The organism is Pseudomonas sp. PF05 (assembly GCF_056521845.1).
Map to the genome: position 1 here is coordinate 22,742 of NZ_JBWLPW010000020.1, position 16,621 is coordinate 39,362.

Below are 16,621 nucleotides of genomic sequence, written 5' to 3' on the forward strand. Positions count from 1 at the left end.
ACCTACCACGCTGAAGTGCCTATAAGTGCTGTATCGCCAAGTGCTTACAAGGTGTTTGCCTTGTGAGCGCCTAGCAGCCGTGATCGATTGTTATTGTCGTGTCGTGCACACGTTAGAGGCTGCCGTCTTTGATGTTGGCCATATATAGAATCAGGCGGGGAAGGATATGAAGTTCAAGTCATTGCAGGCACGTATTTGTGTCACGGCAGGCGTATGCCTGTTTGTTTCATCCATTAGCCTGATTGTCTACGGGCTCTTTAGTGCCCGGGCCAATGAGCAATATGTCGCGACCGAAGTCAGCGCGCTGGTTGAAGAATCAACCATCCGGGAAATCCAGAACCTGGCCGAATCCCGGGCCAACGCCATCCAGGCCAAGTTGCAAAATGCGCTGGATGCGGCCCGCACCATGGCCAATGCCTTTGCCGCCAGCAAGGCCTCGCAAAGCCCCCTGGCATTGGGCCGGGAGCAAATCAACAGCGTACTGCTCAGCGTCCTCAAGGATAACCCGGACTTCAACGGCACCTATTCCTGCTGGGAACCGAATGCGTTGGACGGGCAGGATACGGCGTTGCGCAATGCAGAAGATGGCAATAATCCGCTGACTGGGCGTTTCACGCCTTACTGGACGCGCAGCGCCGATGGTCATGTCGCGGTGCAGCCATTGGTCGAATATGACTCCCCGGACCGTCACCCCAACGGCGTGCCCAAGGGTGGCTGGTACAGCGGCCCGCGCGACACGCTGAAGGAAAGCGTGCTGGACCCCATTCCTTATGTGGTCCAGGGTAAAAACGTCTGGCTGACCACCTTGTCGGTGCCCATCGTGTCCAACGGCAAGTTCTACGGCGTGGTTGGGGCTGACTTCGATATCGCGTTTATCCAGAAACTCAGCGAGCAGATGTCTGCCGATCTCTACGGCGGCAAAGGCACGGTTTCGATTTTGAGTAACCAGGGCTTGGTGGTCGCGGACAGCCAGCGGACCGACCTGATTGGCCAGCCGATCAAGGCCTTGTTGCCCGACTCCTGGGAAAAAGTGCTCCGCGATATCCAGGGCGGTCGGGGTGATGGCCTGCTCAATGCGCAAACACAGAATATCGAAGTGCTGATGCCCATTGCGCTCGGGCGCACGGGCAAGCCCTGGGCGGTGTTGATTCGCCTGCCCAAGGCTGTGGTCATGAGCCAGGCCATCGCCCTGGAGCAGGAACTGCAGGCGCGCAGTCTCAACAACAGCATCTGGCAGGTGTCGGTAGGGTTGGTCATTTCGTTGTTGGCCCTGGCTGCCCTGTGGTATGCCGCGGCCAAAATCGTCGGGCCGATTCGCGAAGCCGCGGCCTTGGCTGCCACCATCAGCCTGGGCGATTTCTCGCGTCGCCTGGTGCAGAAATCCGAGGATGAAGTCGGGCAGTTGTCTGCGGCCCTCAACGACATGTCCGAAAGCCTGCAACGGCAGGTGCGGGTGGCCGAGCGGATTTCCGAAGGTGACCTGGACCTGGAGGTCCGCTTGTCTTCGCCCCATGACACCCTCGGCAAGTCATTGGAGAAGATGGTCAGCAACCTGAACCAGCTGATTTCCGAGGTTCAAATCAGCGCCACCCAGATCACCGGCAGCTCGGCGCAGGTCACCGACTTGAGTCAGTCACTCTCCGACGGGGCCTCCAATTCCGCCTCGTCCATCACCGAAATCAGCGCGGTGATGACGCAGATGGCCGCCCAGACCCGGGACAATGCCGCCAACGCCAAGAAAGCCGATGAGCAATCCCAGGCCTCGCGAGCCGATGCCGGGGAAAGCGACAAATTGATGAGTGAACTGATTGCCGCCATGGCCGAAATCGACAACTCGGGCAAGGACATCACCGCGATCATCACCACCATCGACAACATCGCCGCACAAACCAACCTGCTGGCCTTGAACGCGGCGATCGAAGCTGCCCGGGCTGGTGAGCTTGGGCGCGGTTTTGCCGTGGTGGCCGACGAAGTACGTAGCCTGGCCGCCCGCAGTGCCGAGGCGGCCCAGCAGACCGCCGCGCTGATCGCCGATTCCTCGAGCAAGACCCAGCGCGGCATGATCATCGCCGGCCGGACCGCCGAATCGCTGAAGAACATCGTCAGTGGAACCGGCGCGGTGTCGAGCCTGGTCTCGCTGATCTACCAGGCCTCCAGTGAGCAGGCTTCAGGTTTGCAGCAGGCAAGTATCGGGCTTGAGCAGATCGACGAAGTGACGCAGAAAAACCAGTCGAACTCACAAGAGTGCGCGGTGGCGGCCAAGGACCTTTCGGAGCGAGCTTCCCTGATGCAGCGGGTGCTTGGGCGATTCAAAGTTAAAAGAGGCTAACGAGCGTCTGTTGCGAGGGAGCAATTTCCCTCGCAACGACCCTCGAATGAACGGCATTACGACCTAGCAGGCTTTTTGTTATCCTCGCCGCCTTCTTTTCATGGATGAAACCGGGACAAGCCATGGCTAACGACACCCCGTCACGCATCGGGACGATACTGCTGGGCCTGCTTTTTGGCCTGATTGGCATTGGCTTGCTGGGCATTGCCGTCAATCTCAGCCTCGACCGACATGACTTCCTCGCCCGGGCACAGACCGCCGATGGCATCGTCAGCCACTTGAATGCCGGTGGCTCGCATCCTGAGATCGCCTTCACCACCGTCAGCGGTGAAAAAATTTCCTATCCCCAGGGCGGCTTTATCTTCGGTTATCAGAAGGACCAACGGGTGCGGGTGCATTATCTGCCCGAGCAGCCGGCTGGCAGTGCCATCGTCGATACCCCGGCGGCACTGTGGGGGACCTCCGGCGTGCTGGGTTTTATCGGCCTGGTGTTCACCCTTGTCGGCCTGCTAAAAGCCACCCGCCAACGCGGTCGCGATGCGGCTCATTCACATAAAGGACTTTGAACGTATGAGCTACAACATCCCACTCCCGGTCAACGAAAGTCGCTGGCAGTACCAGACCGCCAGCGGTGGTGGCCTGACCGTGGTCATGGTGGCGGGCAGTGGCGGCTCGATTACCCTGCGCTCGCCGCTGGGGGAAGACGTCAGCTACCGCTATGGTGGCGTCGGCGTAGGGGTCGGGTTTGGCGCTCGGCTGCCGCGTTTCGGCAAGATCAACATCCAGATCAAGGGTAAGAGCGTGGCCGGCGCGGGGGCGGCGGAGGCTTTTCCCAGCACCGGCAAGGTGTTTGTCAGCGACGCCCTGGTCGATCGCGACCTGACCAGTGACGACATCACCGGCCCTTGCATGTATACCGAGGTGGGTGTGGGCCTGGGGATCGGTGGTTCGGCCACAGCCTTGCTGTTCGGGCTCGATTCCAAGTTGCTGGCATTGTCGGTGGCCCTGAGCTCCAACCCGGCAACCTCCCTTATTGCTTCGACCACGGTCAACCGGCAACTGGCGCGCTCGGCCAAAGGGGCGGTGGTCATGGCCGGGGTGAACGCGGGTGTGCAGGCCGGTGGTGGCGCGGCGATCTACATGGGTTATCTGTTCTAGTCAGATCGTGCGAGCGGAGAACAATCCCGGCATCTAAACCTGTGGGAATGAGTTCGCTCCCACAGGGAGTTGCGCCCGTAAAAATTGGCATGTGCCGAAAGCATAATGAAAATATTAGTCATCGCTTCGCTAGGGTTTTTATCGCTCATTCAAACATCACTATCCTTTGCGGATAATGCCAATGGGAAAAATCTCTATTTACAGAGATGTGCCATGTGTCATGGGGCAGATATCAAGGGGACAGGGCCGTTGGCTCATAAAAGCAATCCACCTACACCTGATCTTACAACTGCCGCTTTCAAGAAACGACTCGGTGATTATCCGGGTGTGATTGTGTCGTCGATCATACTTCGACCCGATGGGGATTTGATTCCGAGGACCTTGCGAGAGAATGGTGTGAAACTATCGCCGTATCCTTGGAGTGTTAAGGACTTTCGCGATTTGAATCAGTATATGGGTGGTGTGATTTCAAAGAGTCGATGATTTTTGGGCTGCTGTTGATCTCTTGAGTGCGATAGAAACGGTTTGGGGTGGTGTGTATATCCGTTTCTGCGGTAAGGGCTACTGGCGGTTCCGCTGTAAGAGCGGAACCATAAGCAGCCGTTACCTAAATAACGGATATACACACCATCACCCGCAACTTAGACGTTAAAGCGGAAGTGCATCACATCACCGTCCTTGACGATGTATTCCTTGCCTTCCAGGCGCCATTTACCGGCTTCCTTGGCACCGGCTTCACCCTTGTACTGGATGAAATCGTCATAGGCGATGACTTCGGCGCGGATGAAGCCTTTTTCGAAGTCGGTGTGGATCACGGCCGCGGCTTGTGGCGCGGTGGCTCCGACGCGTACGGTCCAGGCGCGGACTTCTTTTACGCCAGCGGTGAAGTACGTCTGCAGGTTGAGCATTTCATAACCCGCGCGGATCACGCGATTCAGGCCAGGCTCTTCCAGGCCCAGGGCCTCCAGGAACATGTCCTTCTCTTCGCCGTCTTCAAGCTCGGCGATTTCCGCTTCAATCTTGTTGCAGACCGGTACCACGATCGCGCCTTCTTCTTCGGCGATAGCTTTTACCACGTCCAGCAGCGGGTTGTTCTCGAAGCCGTCTTCGGCAACGTTGGCGATGTACATGACCGGCTTGGTGGTCAGCAGGTGGAAGCCGCGAATGATCTGCTTCTCATCGGCGCCCATGTTCTTGATCAGGCTGCGTGCCGGCTTGCCCAAGGTGAAGTGGGCGATCAACTGCTCGAGCAGGGCTTTCTGAGCGACGGCGTCTTTGTCGCCACCCTTGGCATTGCGAGCGACTTTCTGCAGTTGCTTCTCGCAGCTGTCGAGGTCGGCGAAGATCAGTTCCAAGTCGATGATCTCGATGTCGCGCTTCGGGTCGACGCTGTTGGAAACGTGAATCACGTTCTCGTCTTCGAAGCAGCGGACCACGTGGGCGATGGCATCGGTTTCGCGGATGTTGGCCAGGAACTTGTTGCCCAGGCCTTCACCTTTCGAAGCCCCGGCCACCAGGCCGGCGATGTCGACGAACTCCATGGTGGTCGGCAGCACGCGCTCCGGGATCACGATGGCCGCCAGGGCTTCCAGGCGTGGATCGGGCATCGGAACGATGCCGGTGTTCGGCTCGATGGTGCAGAAGGGGAAGTTCTCAGCCGCGATACCGGATTTGGTCAGGGCGTTGAACAGGGTGGACTTGCCGACGTTAGGCAGGCCGACGATGCCGCAATTGAATCCCATGGTGTTTCCCCTCGGATAAGTGTCAGGCCTTCTGGCTGTGCAGGTTTTTCATCGCGCGGTTCCATTCACCTGCGAGGATATCCGGCAGCACGCCGAGGGCAAAGTCGATGCTGGCATCGAGTTTTTCCTGTTCGGCGCGAGGCGCACGACCCAGGACAAAGTTTGAAACCATACTGGCAACGCCCGGGTGGCCGATGCCAAGCCGCAGGCGGTGAAAGGTATTCTGATTACCCAGTTGCGCGATGATGTCGCGCAACCCGTTGTGACCGCCATGGCCGCCGCCTTGCTTGAGCTTGGCAACGCCCGGAGGCAGGTCGAGTTCGTCGTGGGCCACCAGGATTTCTTCAGGCTTGATGCGAAAGAAACCGGCCAATGCCGCCACGGCCTGGCCGCTGCGGTTCATGTAGGTGGTGGGAATCAACAGGCGAACATCCTGACCCTGGTGCGAGAAGCGACCGGTCAGGCCGAAATACTTGCGATCGGCTGCCAGGCTGACGCCTTGTGCCTGCGCGATGCGCTCAACAAAAAGGGCCCCTGCGTTATGCCGGGTCTGTTCGTATTCAGCGCCTGGATTTCCCAGGCCAACGATCAGTTTAATGGCAGTCACGATAGGGGCCCTTCCTGGAGTGTGGATAACGATGTCGCAATCAGGCGGTGTTGCGACAGTGGACGAAAATGGCGGATTTACCGTTAAGTAAACTTCGCGTTCTCGCCCGCTGTCTCGCTACGTTCCAGTCCGCGATGTTTCCGGTCACTCCGGCGACAGAGTGAAATTACTCTGCAGCGCCTTCTTCAGTAGCTTCTGGAGCAACACGTGGAGCGTGGACGTTGGCAACAGCCTTGTCATCGCCGTGTGCCAGAGCAACAAACTCAACGCCTTTAGGAGCCTTGAGGTCGGACAGGTGAATGATCGTGCCAACTTCGGCGTCAGCCAGGTCGACTTCGATGAACTCAGGCAGGTCTTTCGGCAGGCAGGAAACTTCGATTTCCGAAGTAACGTGCGAGATTTCGCCGCCTTTCTTGACCGGGGCAGCTTCGTTGACGAAGTGCACTGGAACAACAGCAGTCAGCTTCTGACCGGCAACAACGCGGACGAAGTCAGCGTGCATCACGTGGCCTTTGGCCGGGTGACGCTGCAGGGCCTTGATCACGACGTTCTGCTTGGTGCCGCCAATGTTCAGCTCGATGATGTGGCTGTAGGCCGCTTCGTTTTCGAGCAGTTTGGCAACTTCTTTGGCCAGCATGCTGATGGACTCAGGGGCTTTCTCGCCACCGTAGACTACAGCTGGAACCAGGCTTGCGAGACGACGCAGGCGGCGGCTCGCACCTTTCCCCAGGTCGGAACGCACTTCAGCATTCAGAGTAAATTCGTTCATGTTGTATCTCCAAAATAGCCATGACCGAGTGACGTTTGCGACCAGCGTCAACCACGGTATGGGCAAAAAAGCCCCGCCCCGACAGGTAATGCCGGGGCGGGGCGCTTTTCGTCAACGAGATGTCCAGGGAAGGGCAGGGCCCTTAGCGGAACATCGCACTGATCGATTCTTCGTTGCTGATGCGGCGAACCGCTTCGGCAACAACCGGGGCGATATCCAGTTGGCGGATACGCGCACAGGCTTGTGCTGCTGCGGACAGCGGGATGGTATTGGTGACCACCAGCTCGTCCAGCACGGAATTTTCAATGTTCTCGATCGCTCGACCCGACAGCACAGGGTGTGTGCAGTAGGCAAAGACCTTGGCAGCGCCATGCTCTTTCAGGGCCTTGGCCGCGTGGCACAGGGTGCCGGCGGTATCGACCATGTCATCGACCAGAATACAGGTACGCCCTTCGACGTCGCCGATGATATGCATCACTTCGGAGTGATTGGCTTTCTCACGGCGTTTGTCGATGATACCCAGATCCACGCCCAGGGATTTGGCAACCGCCCGTGCACGCACGACGCCGCCAATGTCCGGGGACACGATCATCAGGTTTTCGAAGCGCTGATCTTCAATATCATCCACCAGGACTGGGGAGCCGTAGATGTTATCCACGGGAATATCGAAGAAACCCTGAATCTGGTCAGCATGCAAATCAACCGTGAGAACACGGTCGATGCCGACTACGGTCAGCATATCAGCCACGACTTTCGCGCTGATAGCCACACGTGCGGAACGCGGACGGCGATCCTGACGGGCATAACCAAAGTAAGGAATAACAGCAGTGATACGAGTAGCCGAGGAGCGGCGGAAGGCATCAGCCATCACGACGAGTTCCATCAGGTTATCGTTGGTCGGAGCGCAAGTCGGCTGAATAATGAAGACGTCTTTACCGCGAACGTTTTCATTGATCTCGGCAGTGATTTCGCCGTCGGAAAACTTACCGACAGAGATGTCACCGAGAGGGATATGCAGCTGACGTACAACACGCCGAGCCAGATCGGGGTTAGCGTTCCCCGTAAAGACCATCATCTTGGACACGCGCAGTACCTGAAGGCTGAGGGTATACCTGGATGAGTATAGGAAAATGGCAGGGGCGGCTGGATTCGAACCAACGCATGGCAGGATCAAAACCTGCTGCCTTACCGCTTGGCGACGCCCCTGTATCTGTTGCTGCGAGTGCCCAGCACTCGATTCCTTTAGAGCAGGTCTTGCAGCTTGCGATGCAACATCGAAACGTTGCTTCCTTTTGCTACAAACCCTGTAAGGGTCTCTGTCAGAAGGGCCGAGACTTTATCAGCTTCAGCTTTGCTTGGGAAGCCCCCAAACACACAACTTCCAGTTCCGGTGAGTTTTGCTTCGGTAAATTTACCTAACAAATTCAAAGCGTTACGAACATCTGGATAACGCCTTGCTACCACCGGTAAGCAGTCATTTCGACTGTTTCCCTTGGGAACGGGGCGCACTTTAATGGGAGGAGAGTTACGTGTCAACAGCGGATCTGAAAAAATTTCTGCTGTACTTACAGAGACTTGCGGCACCAGCACCAAGTACCAAGGTTCTTCGGGGTCCACTGGGGTGAGTTTTTCCCCTACGCCTTCGGCGAAAGCGGCATGGCCACGCACGAAAACCGGCACGTCGGCGCCCAGTGTCAGGCCCAGGGCGGCCAGGCGATCCGCGTCCCATCCCAGCTGCCACAAGTGGTTGAGACCGAGCAGCGTGGTGGCTGCATTCGAGCTGCCGCCACCGATGCCGCCACCCATGGGCAGGATTTTTTCGATCCAGATATCGATGCCCAGCGGACAACCGGATTGCGCCTGGAGTTTTTTCGCGGCCTTGACGATCAGGTTGCTGTCGTGGGGGACGCCTTCGAACTCGGTGTGCAGGCGAATCACGCCATCTTCGCGCACGGCGAAGGTGATTTCGTCACCGTAGTCCAGGAACTGAAAAATCGTCTGCAACTCGTGATAGCCATCCGGGCGACGGCCAAGGATGTGCAACATCAGGTTGAGCTTGGCCGGGGAGGGGAGGGTCAGGCGTGCAGCGCTCATGTCATTGCCCCAGCTTGCGCGGCTGCCATTGCTTGATCACCAGCGTGACGTCGAGATTGCTGCCGTGCAGCTTGATGCGTTCGGGCAGCCAATAGCCGCTCTGCTGGGCATAGCTGAGGTACTCGATCTGCCAGTCATCTTGCTCCAGGTTGGACAGGCGGCTGTCGGCGTCGAGGGTCAGACGACTTTTGCTGTCCGGTGCCGGCAGCCCGCGAACCCACCAGGTCAGGTGGGAAACCGGCAGCTTCCAGCCCAGTTGTTCTTCCAGCAGCGCTTCGGGCGTGGGTGCCTCGTAGCGTCCCTGGTTGGCAACTTCCAGTGATACCTGGCCCGGCCGGCCGGTCAGGCGGGCCGCACCGCGGCCCAGTGGGCCCGACAGGCGAATGTCGTAGTAGTCCTGGCGCTGCAGCCAGAACAGCGTGCCGCTGCCGGAGTCTTTGGGTGCGCGGATCCCGATCTTGCCGTCGATCTGCCAGCCGTCGAGGCCGCTCAGTTGTTGCTTGTGCTCGCGCCACTGGGCCTGGTTGCCCTGGCCCTGGACGGATTCACGGGCGCCGAAGCCCGCGCAACCGGCGAGCAAGGCAATGAAGCTGAAAACGATGAAATGGCGCAAAAACATATCTTAGAGAGTCTCGGATCCGGTCAGGCGTTTGATGGTGCTGCGCAAGATGGGGCTGTCAGGCTGATCCTTGAGGAATCGGCTCCAGATCTGCCGGGCTTCGCGTTGTTTGCCGTTGGCCCACAGGACCTCGCCCAGGTGAGCGGCGACTTCCTGGTCGGGAAAGCGCTCCAGGGCCAGGCGCAACAGGCGTTCGGCTTCGTCCAGATTGCCCAGGCGGAAATTCACCCAGCCAAGGCTGTCGAGCACCGCCGGGTCTTCCGGATTGATCTGGTGGGCCTGTTCGATCAGCAGCTTGGCTTCGTCATAACGGGTGGTGCGATCCGACAACGTATAGCCCAGGGCGTTGAGGGCCATGGCGTTGTCCGGGTCACGCTGGATGATCAGGCGCAGGTCTTTTTCCATCTGGGCCAGGTCATTGCGTTTCTCCGCCAGCATGGCGCGGGTATACAGCAGGTTCAGATCGTCCGGGTACTGCTTCAAGGCTTGTTGCAGCACGCTCCAGGCCTTGTCGCCCTGATTGTTGGCCGACAGGGTTTCGGCTTCGATCAGGTACAACTGGATGCCGTAGTCAGGTTGGGAGTCGCGTTGTACGGCGAGACGGCTCTGGGCTTCGGCGGCCTTGCCATTGCTGATCAGGATATCGGCCTGGCGCAACTGTGCCGGCAGATAGTCGTTGCCCGGGCCCACCTGGGCGTACTCGATCAGTGCGCTCTCAGGGTCATTGCGTTCCTCGGCGATTCGACCCAGGTTCAGGTGGGCCGAGTCGACGTGGCTTTCCCGGGCGATCAGGTCTTCCAGGTAACCCTTGGCCTCTTCCCAGGCCTTGGCTTCCAGGCAGACCAGCGCCAGGGAATAGCGCAACTCGTCGTCTTCCGGGTATTGCTGGACCAGGCTGGAGAACTCCACCTTGGCGTCGTCCATGCGGTTGTTTTCCACCAGCATGCGGGCGTAGGTGAGGCGCAGGCGTTTGTCGTCCGGGTACTTCTTGATGCTTTTTTCCAGCAGCGGCAGGGCTTCGTCGCCGCGATTGGAGCCTTGCAGCAGGCGTGCGCGCAGCAGGATCGGCGCCACTTCGCCAGCTTCCGGCGGGTTGTCTTCCAAAAGGGTAAGGGCGCCCTGGGTATCACCATCCTGTTGCAGCAGCAGGGCCTTGCCGAAAATCAACTGACCGTTGTGCGGGTGGCGCTGCAACAGGCGATCGAAGCTTTTCATCAGGCCGTTGCGGGTTTCCTGGTCGGTATCGGCGGCGGACAGCGCCAGGAAGTCGAAATGGGTGTCCCCCTTGCCCAGCAGGACCTTCTCCATATACATCATGGAGTCGTCGTAGCGCCCGGCCCGGGCCAGTTGCACGGCGGCGGCGCGCTGCGCTTCGAGGTCGTCCGGGGCATTCTTGGCCCAGATCAGCGCGGTATCCAGCGCAGGCTGGTCGGCGCCCAGGTATTCGGCAATGCGAAAGGCCCGCTCGGAGATGCCCGGGTCCTGGGTGTTGATGGCCTGGGTCACGTAGTTGTCCAGCGCAATGTCGAAGCGATTGCGTTGGCCTGCCAGTTCGGCGCTCAGCAGGCTGAAGATGGTTTCTTCGCTGAACGAGCCGTAGACCTTGGGTTTTTCAGGTGCCTGCACGCTGTCTTCGACCGGCGGCGTACCGTCCGTCGAAACGGGGGCCATGGACTGGCAGCCGCTGAGCAAGGCAAGAGCGAGGAGCAACGCGGAAGATCTATTCATATAGGAAGAGGACGACTAACCTGCGGTCGGATCATCATGACACAAGCCTTCGGTCAAACATAACCGCCCCGTCGATTTACAACCCCGGGCAGGGCGATAGAGATCGAGTGGTTGTTCTGGATCTGACGAAGTAGGACAATTGCCGGCTTCACGTCACCATCAGCGACCTTGAATGGCCTTCCTTGCACTCGGTATTAACCACAAGACTGCTTCAGTAGACGTCCGCGAGCGCGTGGCCTTTACGCCTGAGCAGCTGGTTGAGGCCTTGCAGCAGCTCTGCCGACTCACCGACAGCCGCGAAGCTGCGATCCTCTCCACCTGCAATCGCAGTGAGCTTTATATAGAACAGGATCACGTTTCGGCCGATTCAGTCCTGCGCTGGCTGGCCGAATATCACAACCTGAGCCTTGAAGAACTGCGCGCCAGTGCCTATGTGCATGAAGACGATGCGGCCGTTCGTCACATGATGCGTGTCGCCTCGGGGCTCGACTCGCTGGTGTTGGGCGAGCCGCAGATTCTCGGCCAGATGAAGTCGGCCTACGCCGTGGCTCGCGAGGCCGGCACCGTCGGCCCGCTGCTGGGGCGGCTATTCCAGGCGACGTTCAACGCCGCCAAGCAGGTGCGCACCGACACGGCTATTGGCGAGAACCCGGTGTCCGTGGCGTTTGCTGCCGTCAGCCTGGCGAAGCAGATTTTCAGTGACTTGCAACGCAGCCAGGCACTGCTGATCGGCGCTGGCGAGACCATCACCCTGGTCGCCCGCCATCTCCACGACCTGGGGGTCAAGCGCATTGTCGTCGCCAACCGGACCCTGGAGCGGGCCAGCTCCCTGGCCGAGCAGTTTGGCGCCCATGCGGTGCTGCTGTCGGACATTCCGGCCGAGCTGGTGCACAGCGATATCGTCATCAGTTCCACCGCCAGCCAGTTGCCGATCCTCGGCAAGGGAGCCGTGGAAAGCGCCCTGAAGCTGCGCAAGCACAAGCCGATTTTCATGGTGGACATCGCCGTTCCCCGGGACATCGAACCGGAGGTTGGCGAACTGGACGACGTTTATCTCTACAGCGTCGACGACCTGCACGAGGTGGTCGCCGAGAACCTCAAGAGCCGGCAGGGCGCGGCCCAGGCGGCCGAAGAGATGATTACCGTCGGCGCCGACGACTTCATGGTGCGCCTGCGCGAGCTGGCGGCGGTGGATGTGCTCAAGGCCTACCGTCAGCAGAGCGAACGCCTGCGCGACGAGGAGCTGCAAAAAGCCCTGCGCCTGCTGGCCAACGGCGGCAATGCCGAAGAGGTGCTGGCGCAACTGGCCCGCGGCCTGACCAACAAATTGCTCCACGCTCCCAGCGTCCAGCTCAAGAAGCTGACCGCCGAAGGCCGCCTCGATGCGCTGGCCATGGCCCAGGAACTCTTCGCCCTCGGTGAGGGCTCACCGGATAGCTTTTCGGATAAAAAACCGCAATGAAAGCGTCACTGCTCAACAAACTGGACATCCTCCAGGACCGTTTCGAAGAATTGACCGCCTTGCTGGGCGATGGCGAAGTCATTTCCGACCAGAACAAATTCCGCACCTATTCCAAGGAATACGCGGAAGTCGAGCCGATTGTCGCCACCTATAAACAGTTGCTCAAAGTGCAGGGCGATCTTGAAGGCGCCCAGGCGCTGCTCAAGGACAGCGACCCGGACATGCGCGAAATGGCCGTGGAGGAAGTCCGCGAAGCCAAGGAGCAACTGGTTGAGCTGGAAAGCAACCTGCAACGCATGCTGCTGCCCAAGGACCCGAATGACGGGCGCAACGTGTTCCTTGAGATCCGTGCCGGTACCGGCGGCGACGAGGCGGCGATTTTTTCCGGCGACCTGTTTCGCATGTATTCGCGCTACGCCGAACGTCGCGGTTGGCGAGTGGAGATTCTCTCGGAGAACGAAGGCGAACACGGTGGCTATAAAGAAGTCATCGCCCGGGTCGAAGGCGACAATGTCTACGGCAAGCTGAAATTCGAATCCGGTGCCCATCGCGTGCAACGCGTGCCGGCCACCGAGTCCCAGGGGCGTATCCACACCTCGGCTTGCACCGTGGCGGTATTGCCCGAACCGGACGAGCAGGAAGCCATCGAGATCAACCCGGCGGACCTGCGGGTCGACACTTACCGTTCCTCCGGCGCGGGTGGCCAGCACGTCAACAAGACCGACTCGGCGATCCGCATCACGCACTTGCCTTCGGGCATCGTGGTCGAGTGCCAGGAAGAACGTTCCCAGCACAAGAACCGCGCGCGGGCCATGGCCTGGTTGTCGGCCAAGCTCAACGACCAGCAGACCAGTGCCGCGGCCAATGCCATCGCCAGTGAACGCAAATTGCTGGTGGGCTCGGGTGATCGTTCCGAGCGGATCCGTACCTACAACTTCGCCCAGGGCCGGGTCACCGACCATCGCGTCAACCTGACCCTGTATTCCCTGGACGAGATCCTTGCCGGTGGTGTCGATGCGGTAATCGAGCCGTTGCTGGCCGAATACCAGGCCGACCAGTTGGCTGCGATTGGCGAGTAAGCACAGGTGAACAAATGACCATCATCGCCAGTCTGTTACGCGCGGCCGAGTTGCCGGATTCGCCCACGTCACGGCTGGATGCCGAGTTACTGCTGGCCGCTGCGCTGGGCAAGTCCCGCAGCTTCCTGCACACCTGGCCCGAGCGGATCGTGCCCAGCGAGGCGGCGTTGCTTTTCTCCGAATACCTGCGGCGCCGGCGTGCCGGCGAGCCGGTGGCATACATTCTCGGGCAACAGGGTTTCTGGAAGCTCGACCTGGAAGTCGCGCCCCATACCCTGATCCCGCGTCCCGACACCGAGCTGCTGGTGGAAACCGCGCTGGCCTTGTTGCCGGCGACACCGGCCCGGGTCCTGGACCTGGGCACCGGCAGCGGCGCGATTGCCCTGGCATTGGCCAGTGAGCGCCCGGCCTGGAAAGTCACGGCGGTCGACCGGGTGCTGGAGGCCGTGGCCCTGGCCGAACGCAATCGCCAGCGCCTGGACCTGCACAACGTCACGGTGTTGAGCAGCCACTGGTTCAGTGCCCTGGACGGCGAGCGTTTCGAGTTGATCATCAGCAACCCTCCGTACATCGCAGCCAGCGATCCGCACCTGGTCGAGGGCGACGTGCGTTTCGAGCCGGCCAGCGCCCTGGTTGCCGGGCCGGACGGGCTCGATGATCTGCGCCAGATCGTTGCCCAGGCCCCGGTTCACCTCGAGCCGGGTGGCTGGCTGATGCTCGAACACGGCTACGACCAGGCCGAGGCGGTGCGCGATTTGCTGTGTACCCAAGGCTTTGTCGAGGTCCACAGCCGCAAGGACCTGGGCGGTCATGAGCGCATCAGCCTGGGGTGCCTGCCATGCTGAACGATCAGGAGTTGTTGCGCTACAGCCGCCAGATTCTGTTGCAGCACGTCGACATCGACGGCCAGTTGCGTCTCAAGCAAAGCCGCGTGCTGATCATCGGCCTTGGCGGTCTCGGCGCCCCGGTGGCGTTGTACCTGGCCGCCGCTGGGGTGGGTGAGATGCACTTGGCGGATTTCGACACCGTCGACCTGACCAACCTGCAACGCCAGATCATTCACGACACCGACAGCGTCGGCCTGAGCAAAGTCGATTCGGCGATGCGACGCCTTGGGGCGATCAACCCCGAGGTTCGGCTGGTGCCTCACCGCGCGGCCATGGACGAAGACAGCCTGGCCGCGGCGGTCGCGGCGGTGGATGTGGTGCTCGACTGCTCCGACAATTTCTCGACCCGCGAAGCGGTGAACGCGGCTTGTGTCGCGGCGGGGAAACCGTTGGTCAGCGGCGCGGCGATTCGCCTGGAAGGGCAGTTGTCGGTGTTTGACCCACGCCGCCCCGAAAGCCCCTGCTACCACTGCCTTTACGGCCACGGCAGCGAAGCCGAGCTGACCTGCAGCGAGGCAGGTGTGATCGGACCGCTGGTGGGATTGGTGGGCAGCCTGCAAGCCCTTGAAGCCTTGAAGTTGCTGGCCGGTTTCGGTGAGCCGCTGGTGGGTCGCCTGCTGTTGATCGATGCCCTGGGCACGCGTTTCCGTGAACTACGGGTCAAACGCGACCCAGGTTGCAGCGTCTGCGGTGGCCAACATGAGTGAAGCGCCGGTCGGTGTGCTTGACTCGGGCGTCGGCGGGTTGTCGGTTCTGGGGGAAATCCGTCGGCTGCTGCCCAATGAATCGTTGTTGTATGTGGCTGACTGTGGGCATATTCCGTACGGCGAAAAGACTCCGGAATACATCCGACAACGTTGCGCGATCATTGCCGACTTTCTCTTGGGCCAGGGCGCCAAGGCGCTGGTTGTAGCCTGCAACACCGCAACGGTTGCTGCCGTTGCCGATCTACGCCGTGATTTCCCCCATTGGCCTATCGTCGGCATGGAGCCGGCGGTCAAGCCGGCCGCCGCCGCGACTCGCAGCGGTATCGTCGGTGTGCTGGCCACCACTGGCACCTTGCAGAGCGCCAAGTTCGCCGCGCTGCTCGACCGTTTTGCCAGCGATGTGCGAGTCATCACGCAACCGTGTCCGGGACTGGTTGAACTGATCGAAACGGGGGATTTGCAGAGTCCGGCCTTGTATCAATTGCTGCAACATTACGTCGACCCCTTGCTGGCGGCCGGCTGCGATACGCTGATTCTGGGCTGCACGCACTATCCCTTCCTCAAGCCATTGCTCGCGCGGATGATTCCGGAGCACATCAGCCTGATCGATACCGGTGCCGCCGTGGCCCGGCAACTTCAGCGCCTCTTGGCTGAGCGAGGGCTGTTGGCTGAGGGGCCGGCCGGCGAAACGCATTTCTGGACGAGTGCAGACCCGATACATTTAAGAAAAATCCTACCTACGCTATGGCATTCGTCCGGCGATGTGCGAAGCTTCGATCTGTAAAAAAAACGTGAAAATTGCGTAAAACGTGCTGAACTTCTGTTTTAGCGCGGATTTCTATAGCTTTGTATGTTTGTAACAAAATCAACTAAGTCTGTTCGGAAAAGGATGTTTCTAATGAAGCGCTTATTCTGCTTTGCCGCGTTTGCGGCTGCATTGTTGGGGCACACTTATACTGCGCAAGCAGCGGGTGTGGAGTTTGGGGTGGGCCAGACCAGCGACTCGACGATGACTTATCGTCTGGGCATGCAGTTCGATTGGGACAAGAGTTGGCTGCAAAGTGATGTCGGTCGCCTGACCGGCTACTGGAGCGGCGCCTATACCTATTGGGAGGGGGACGAGACATCCAGCAATCACAGCCTGTCGTTTTCGCCTGTGTTTGTGTATGAATTTTCCGGCCAGAACGTGAAGCCTTACATCGAAGCGGGTATCGGCGTGGCGTTGTTCGCCAATACCGAAGTGGAAGACAACAAGCTTGGCACAGCCTTCCAGTTCGAAGATCGCATCGGCTTCGGCCTGCGCTTCAATGGCGGACATGAAGTGGGCATTCGCGCCACTCATTACTCCAACGCCGGCATCAAGTCGACCAACGATGGCGTAGAAAGCTACGCGCTGCACTACACGATGCCGCTGTAACACTTAAATACTGTGGGAGCGGG

At 59.8% G+C, this 16,621-nt stretch carries 17 protein-coding genes, 1 tRNA gene and 1 pseudogene; 11 read left to right on the top strand and 8 right to left on the bottom strand.

Going from position 1 to position 16,621, the window contains the following annotated elements:
• Positions 1–406: 406 nt before the first annotated feature.
• The 5 genes and pseudogenes from AC09SL_RS25360 to AC09SL_RS25380 form a co-directional block, all read left to right on the top strand.
• Positions 407–1,429 (top strand): annotated as a pseudogene (locus AC09SL_RS25360) (methyl-accepting chemotaxis protein); the annotation flags it as partial.
• A gap of 111 nt (positions 1,430–1,540) precedes the next feature.
• Complete coding sequence (locus AC09SL_RS25365) at positions 1,541–2,329, top strand: methyl-accepting chemotaxis protein (protein WP_371103541.1); 789 nt, start codon at positions 1,541–1,543, stop codon at positions 2,327–2,329.
• A gap of 122 nt (positions 2,330–2,451) precedes the next feature.
• Positions 2,452–2,895: a DUF3592 domain-containing protein gene (locus AC09SL_RS25370; RefSeq protein ID WP_058546027.1), complete on the top strand. Its 444-nt coding sequence runs from the start codon at positions 2,452–2,454 to the stop codon at positions 2,893–2,895.
• A 4-nt stretch (positions 2,896–2,899) separates the two neighbouring features.
• Entirely contained in the window at positions 2,900–3,487 is a 588-nt protein-coding gene (locus AC09SL_RS25375) for a hypothetical protein (RefSeq protein WP_058546028.1), read from the top strand.
• 105 nt (positions 3,488–3,592) lie between these two features.
• Complete coding sequence (locus AC09SL_RS25380; protein ID WP_081264463.1) at positions 3,593–3,970, top strand: c-type cytochrome; 378 nt, start codon at positions 3,593–3,595, stop codon at positions 3,968–3,970.
• 158 nt (positions 3,971–4,128) lie between these two features.
• Here AC09SL_RS25380 and ychF read toward each other — a convergent pair whose 3' ends face one another.
• From ychF to AC09SL_RS25420, 8 genes are all read right to left on the bottom strand, one after another.
• Positions 4,129–5,229: a redox-regulated ATPase YchF gene (gene ychF / locus AC09SL_RS25385; RefSeq protein WP_058546029.1), complete on the bottom strand. Its 1,101-nt coding sequence runs from the start codon at positions 5,227–5,229 to the stop codon at positions 4,129–4,131.
• 22 nt (positions 5,230–5,251) lie between these two features.
• Positions 5,252–5,836 carry an aminoacyl-tRNA hydrolase gene (pth, locus tag AC09SL_RS25390; protein WP_003205533.1) on the bottom strand — a complete coding sequence of 195 codons (585 nt, stop codon included), beginning with the start codon at positions 5,834–5,836 and terminating at the stop codon, positions 5,252–5,254.
• Positions 5,837–6,002: 166 nt separating this feature from the next.
• The gene (locus AC09SL_RS25395; RefSeq protein ID WP_058546030.1) at positions 6,003–6,605 is read right to left on the bottom strand and encodes a 50S ribosomal protein L25/general stress protein Ctc; all 603 of its coding nucleotides are present in this window, start codon (positions 6,603–6,605) and stop codon (positions 6,003–6,005) included.
• 142 nt (positions 6,606–6,747) lie between these two features.
• Positions 6,748–7,689 (bottom strand): ribose-phosphate pyrophosphokinase, encoded by a 942-nt coding sequence (locus AC09SL_RS25400; RefSeq protein WP_003171603.1) that lies wholly within the window; start codon positions 7,687–7,689, stop codon positions 6,748–6,750.
• A gap of 47 nt (positions 7,690–7,736) precedes the next feature.
• A tRNA-Gln gene (locus AC09SL_RS25405) sits at positions 7,737–7,811 on the bottom strand.
• Between the two features lie 36 nt (positions 7,812–7,847).
• On the bottom strand, positions 7,848–8,699 hold the full coding sequence (gene ispE / locus AC09SL_RS25410) for a 4-(cytidine 5'-diphospho)-2-C-methyl-D-erythritol kinase (RefSeq protein ID WP_058546031.1): 852 nt from the start codon (positions 8,697–8,699) through the stop codon (positions 7,848–7,850).
• A 1-nt stretch (position 8,700) separates the two neighbouring features.
• Positions 8,701–9,318 (bottom strand): lipoprotein insertase outer membrane protein LolB, encoded by a 618-nt coding sequence (gene lolB, locus AC09SL_RS25415; protein ID WP_058546032.1) that lies wholly within the window; start codon positions 9,316–9,318, stop codon positions 8,701–8,703.
• A 3-nt stretch (positions 9,319–9,321) separates the two neighbouring features.
• Entirely contained in the window at positions 9,322–11,046 is a 1,725-nt protein-coding gene (locus AC09SL_RS25420) for a tetratricopeptide repeat protein (protein ID WP_058546033.1), read from the bottom strand.
• A gap of 172 nt (positions 11,047–11,218) precedes the next feature.
• Between AC09SL_RS25420 and hemA the strand changes: the two genes are divergently transcribed.
• The 6 genes from hemA to AC09SL_RS25450 all read left to right on the top strand — a co-directional run bounded on the left by hemA (position 11,219) and on the right by AC09SL_RS25450 (position 16,598).
• Positions 11,219–12,508: a glutamyl-tRNA reductase gene (hemA, locus tag AC09SL_RS25425; protein ID WP_058546034.1), complete on the top strand. Its 1,290-nt coding sequence runs from the start codon at positions 11,219–11,221 to the stop codon at positions 12,506–12,508.
• Positions 12,505–13,587, top strand: coding sequence for a peptide chain release factor 1 (gene prfA, locus AC09SL_RS25430; RefSeq protein WP_058546035.1), 1,083 nt, complete (start codon positions 12,505–12,507; stop codon positions 13,585–13,587). Before hemA ends, prfA begins: the two co-directional genes overlap by 4 nt.
• Positions 13,588–13,601: 14 nt before the next feature.
• On the top strand, positions 13,602–14,432 hold the full coding sequence (gene prmC, locus AC09SL_RS25435) for a peptide chain release factor N(5)-glutamine methyltransferase (RefSeq protein ID WP_058546036.1): 831 nt from the start codon (positions 13,602–13,604) through the stop codon (positions 14,430–14,432).
• Positions 14,426–15,181 (top strand): molybdopterin-synthase adenylyltransferase MoeB, encoded by a 756-nt coding sequence (locus AC09SL_RS25440; RefSeq protein ID WP_003205517.1) that lies wholly within the window; start codon positions 14,426–14,428, stop codon positions 15,179–15,181. Before prmC ends, AC09SL_RS25440 begins: the two co-directional genes overlap by 7 nt.
• Positions 15,174–15,965, top strand: a complete 792-nt coding sequence (gene murI, locus AC09SL_RS25445; RefSeq protein WP_058546037.1) for a glutamate racemase — start codon at positions 15,174–15,176, stop codon at positions 15,963–15,965. Before AC09SL_RS25440 ends, murI begins: the two co-directional genes overlap by 8 nt.
• Positions 15,966–16,079: 114 nt before the next feature.
• The gene (locus AC09SL_RS25450) at positions 16,080–16,598 is read left to right on the top strand and encodes an acyloxyacyl hydrolase (RefSeq protein WP_014340188.1); all 519 of its coding nucleotides are present in this window, start codon (positions 16,080–16,082) and stop codon (positions 16,596–16,598) included.
• Positions 16,599–16,621 lie beyond the last annotated feature (23 nt).